5 protein-coding genes are annotated in these 4,116 nt (G+C 71.6%); 4 read left to right on the plus strand and 1 reads right to left on the minus strand.

Going from position 1 to position 4,116, the window contains the following annotated elements:
- The first annotated feature begins 189 nt into the window (after positions 1-189).
- The 3 genes from G5C60_RS49770 (at position 190) to G5C60_RS49780 (ending at position 2,374) form a co-directional block, all read left to right on the plus strand.
- The gene (locus G5C60_RS49770; protein ID WP_165270783.1) at positions 190-1,281 is read left to right on the plus strand and encodes a sialidase family protein; all 1,092 of its coding nucleotides are present in this window, start codon (positions 190-192) and stop codon (positions 1,279-1,281) included.
- 38 nt (positions 1,282-1,319) lie between these two features.
- Positions 1,320-2,048 carry an NADPH-dependent F420 reductase gene (gene npdG, locus G5C60_RS49775; RefSeq protein WP_165270785.1) on the plus strand — a complete coding sequence of 243 codons (729 nt, stop codon included), beginning with the start codon at positions 1,320-1,322 and terminating at the stop codon, positions 2,046-2,048.
- Positions 2,049-2,152: 104 nt separating this feature from the next.
- Entirely contained in the window at positions 2,153-2,374 is a 222-nt protein-coding gene (locus G5C60_RS49780) for a hypothetical protein (protein ID WP_165270787.1), read from the plus strand.
- A 3-nt stretch (positions 2,375-2,377) separates the two neighbouring features.
- Here the strand turns inward: G5C60_RS49780 and G5C60_RS49785 are convergent, their stop codons facing one another.
- On the minus strand, positions 2,378-3,178 hold the full coding sequence (locus tag G5C60_RS49785) for a site-2 protease family protein (RefSeq protein WP_165270789.1): 801 nt from the start codon (positions 3,176-3,178) through the stop codon (positions 2,378-2,380).
- 143 nt (positions 3,179-3,321) lie between these two features.
- Between G5C60_RS49785 and G5C60_RS49790 the strand changes: the two genes are divergently transcribed.
- Positions 3,322-4,116, plus strand: a 795-nt coding sequence (locus tag G5C60_RS49790) for an AfsR/SARP family transcriptional regulator (protein ID WP_165270791.1), incomplete at its 3' end; no start/stop codon positions are given.

The following is a 4,116-nucleotide window of genomic DNA, read 5'->3' on the forward strand; positions in this document are numbered from 1 at the left end:
GGGCGGCTGCGGGTTCGTTGTGGCTTGTCGCGCAGTTCCCCGCGCCCCTAAAGGGCGCGGACAACCGGCGCCGGACCACCCACCCGCAGACAGCACACCGGCGCCAACCCCCACTCGCCACCCGGCGTTCACCACAGATTCGCCCGACATGGGCAAGGGGCCCAACCACCCCCAAACGTGGAGGCCCCGATGGCACCGAGCGCAGCAGCAGCGTCCGCGTCCGTACCCTTTCGCGCGGGCCGAGAAGGCTACGCGAGCTTCCGTATCCCGGCAGTCCTCACCACCGCCGGAGGCAACACGCTCGCCTTCTGCGAGGGCCGCGTCGGTTCCCGCGACGACTTCGGGAACATCGACATCGTGCTGAAGCGGTCCACGGACGGCGGCCGCACCTGGGGCCCGCTCCAGGTCGCCGCCAAGAACGGCGACAACCTCGCCGGCAACCCCGCCCCCGTCCTCCTGGACACCGGCCGCATCCTCCTCGTCCACATCCGCAACGCGGCCCTCGCCACCGAGGACGCCATCCGAAGGGGCAAGGTGAGCGCCGCCGACGGCCGCCGCGTCTGGATCCAGCACAGCGACGACGACGGAGCCACCTGGTCGAGCCCGCGCGAGATCACCGGGCAGACGAAGAGGGCGAGTTGGCGGTGGTACGCCACCACACCGGGCCACGCCGTCCAGCTCACCACGGGCCGCGTCGTCGTCCCGGCCAACCACTCCCTGCCCCCGTCCGGCAACGACACCGGCACGGAGGGCAAGTACAACGGCGGCCACTGCCTGCTGAGCGACGACCGCGGAGAGACCTGGCGCCTCGGATACGTCGACGACAACACCGACGGCTACATCAACGTGAACGAGACGACCGCCGCCGAACTACCCGACGGCCGCGTCTACTTCAACACCCGCAACGACGCCACCGCCCCCGGCACCCGCGCCGACGCCCACTCCGTGGACGGCGGCCAGACCCTGGTGAAGCCCTTCCGGCCGCAGGCGGGCCTCACCGCCCCCATCGTCGAGGGCAGCGTGCTCCAGCTCCGCGACCCCGACGTGCTGCTCTTCTCGGGCCCCGCCCACCCCGGCTTCCGGGCACTGATGACGATCCGCGCCAGCACCGACGGCGGCGTCACCTGGCGGCCCGTGCACACGGCGGACGGACTGCCCGCCGCGTACTCCGATCTCGTACGCCTCGACGAGTCGACCGTCGGACTCCTCTACGAGACGGGCGACTTCAGCGCCTACGAGACGATCACCTTCCGCAGAGTGCCCGTGACGGACCTCACCTGAGCGGTGTGACCGAACCACCCGGACGTAAAGTCAAGCCCATGACCTCTACCGACAGTGCACAGCAGGCCACAGGAGACGCGCCCGCCAAGGCTCCGGCCAAGGACCCCTGGGACCTGCCCGACGTGTCCGGGCTCGTCGTGGGCGTCCTCGGCGGCACCGGCCCGCAGGGCAAGGGCCTCGCCTACCGGCTGGCCAGGGCCGGCCAGAAGGTGATCATCGGCTCGCGGGCCGCGGAGCGGGCGCAGGCCGCCGCGGACGAACTCGGGCACGGCGTCGAGGGCGCCGACAACGCCGAGTGCGCGCGGCGCAGCGACGTCGTGATCGTGGCGGTGCCGTGGGACGGGCACGGCAAGACGCTGGAGTCGCTCAGGGAGGAGCTGAGCGGGAAGCTCGTCGTCGACTGCGTCAACCCGCTCGGTTTCGACAAGAAGGGCGCGTACGCGCTGAAGCCGGAGGAGGGCAGCGCCGCCGAGCAGGCCGCCGCGCTGCTGCCCGACTCGCGGGTGACCGCCGCCTTCCACCATCTCTCCGCCGTACTGCTCCAGGACCCGGAGGTCCAGGAGATCGACACCGACGTGATGGTGCTCGGCGAGGTACGGGCGGACGTCGAGATCGTGCAGGCGCTGGCCGGGCGCATCCCCGGTATGCGCGGCATCTTCTCCGGGCGGCTGCGCAACGCCCACCAGGTCGAGTCGCTCGTCGCCAACCTGATCTCCGTGAACCGCCGTTACAAGGCTCACGCGGGCCTGCGCGTCACCGACGTGTAGGGGTGCTCAAGGGGTGGACCCCGTGGGGGACACTGGTGGAGGAAAGCAGTGTCCCCCGGCAAAGAGCCGTTGTCTTCCCGATCTTCCCGACAGGAGCCGACCCCATGTCCCTCTTGCCCCCACCCGACCCAGCCCGGCGACTGGCCCTCTACGCCCTCGTCGTCTGCGTCCTCTCCGTCGCCGCGGCCGTCGTCTCCTTCGCCAAGGGCTACTGGCTGGGAATCGTGTGGGTGCTGCTCGCGGGCCTGTCGTCCAACATGACCTGGTACTACCTGCGGCGCGGCAAGGCGCGGGGCGCGTCGGGGCCGGGATCCGTCACGAACTGACGGTCACGAACCGACGCTGCAGAACTGGTCGGTCTCCGTCCAGAAGCGGTAGAGGTTCTGCCCGCAGTATGTACGGATCTCGTCGATCCCCAGGCCGCGCAGCAGCGCGTCGACCGCGTCGAAGAACGCGCCGTTCACCTCCGGGATCCACAGGACGGCGAACACGGCGAGCAGCCCGAAGGGCGCGAACGGCTCCACCTGGCGGCGGATGCTGTGCGACAGCCAGGGCTCGATCACTCCGTAGCCGTCCAGGCCCGGGACCGGCAGGAAGTTCAGGATGGCGGCCGTGACCTGGAGCAGTGCCAGGAACGCGAGGGCGAACTGGAACTCCGCCGGTACGCCCTCCAGCGCGTCCAGCCAGAACGGGGCCGTGCACACCACGGCGAACAGGACGTTCGTCAGCGGTCCGGCCGCCGAGATCAGGCTGTGCTTCCAGCGGCCCTGGATCCGGCCGCGCTCGATGAACACCGCGCCGCCCGGCAGACCGATGCCGCCCATGATCACGAAGAGGACCGGCAGGACGATGCTCAGCAGGGCGTGCGTGTACTTCAGCGGGTTGAGGGTCAGATAGCCCTTCGCGCCTATCGAGATGTCGCCGCTGTGCAGGGCCGTGCGCGCGTGCGCGTACTCGTGCAGACAGAGCGAGACGATCCACGCCGCCGTCACGAACAGGAAGACGGCCACACCGGGCTGCTCGGCGAAACCCGTCCAGGTGGCCCAGCCCGTGACCGCCATGACGGCCACGATCCCGAGAAAGACGGGGCTGATCCGCCGCTCACTGCGGCGGTTGATGGCGGTGGTCATGGGGTCGGGCTCCCTGGGTCTCATGCGATGGGCGTGCCCGACCGTACCGGGCGTATGCCGAAAACGTCTCGCGATCGGCTGTGAGTTCCGGAGAGGGTGGGGGCAGGAAGGCGGACGTACGGCCATGGAGGCGGGCCGGTGCCATGGCCCGGCCGGGCCTGAAGTACCTGGCGCCACTCCGTCGGAACCCCGCGGCCCACGCCGACGACACCGGAGACAATGGACCCGTGCGCTATCGCATCCTCGGCACCACCCAGGCACTCCGTGCCGACGGGACCCCCGTCCCGGTCGGCGGGGCGCGGCTGCGTGCCCTGCTGACCGTGCTCGCCCTGCGGCCGGGACGGCTCGTGTCCGTGGCCGTGCTCGTCGACGAGGTGTGGGGCGCCGATCCGCCGGCCGACGCCACGGGGGCGTTGCAGGCGCTGGTGGGCCGGCTGCGCAGGGCGATCGGCGCGGACACGATCCGCTCCGCGGAGGGCGGCTACCGGCTGCGCGCCGCGGCCGACGACGTCGACCTGCACCGTTTCGACCGGCTCGCCGGGGAGGGCACCCGGGCGCTGGCCGACGGCGATCCCGCCAAGGCCGCCGTGGTCCTCGACGACGCCCTCGCTCTCTGGCACGGCCCCGCCCTCGCCGACCTTCCGGACCGTACGGCCGAATCGGCCCGCTGGGAGACCCGCCGCCTCGACGCCCGCCGTGCCCGCCTCACCGCCGCCCTCGCCCTCGGCCACGCCGAACAGTCCCTGCCCGACCTCACCGCCCTCTGCGACGCCCACCCCCTGGACGAGCCTCTCCAGCTCCTGCGCCTGCGCGCCCTGCGCGACGCCGGGCGCACGGCGGAAGCACTGGCCGCCTACGAAGACGTACGACATCTCCTGGCCGACCGGCTCGGGGCGGACCCGGGGCCGGAACTGCGGGCGTTGCACGGGGAGTTGCTG

It is taken from the genome of Streptomyces scabichelini (assembly GCF_011045015.1).
Classification (GTDB): Bacteria; Actinomycetota; Actinomycetes; order Streptomycetales; family Streptomycetaceae; genus Streptomyces; species Streptomyces scabichelini.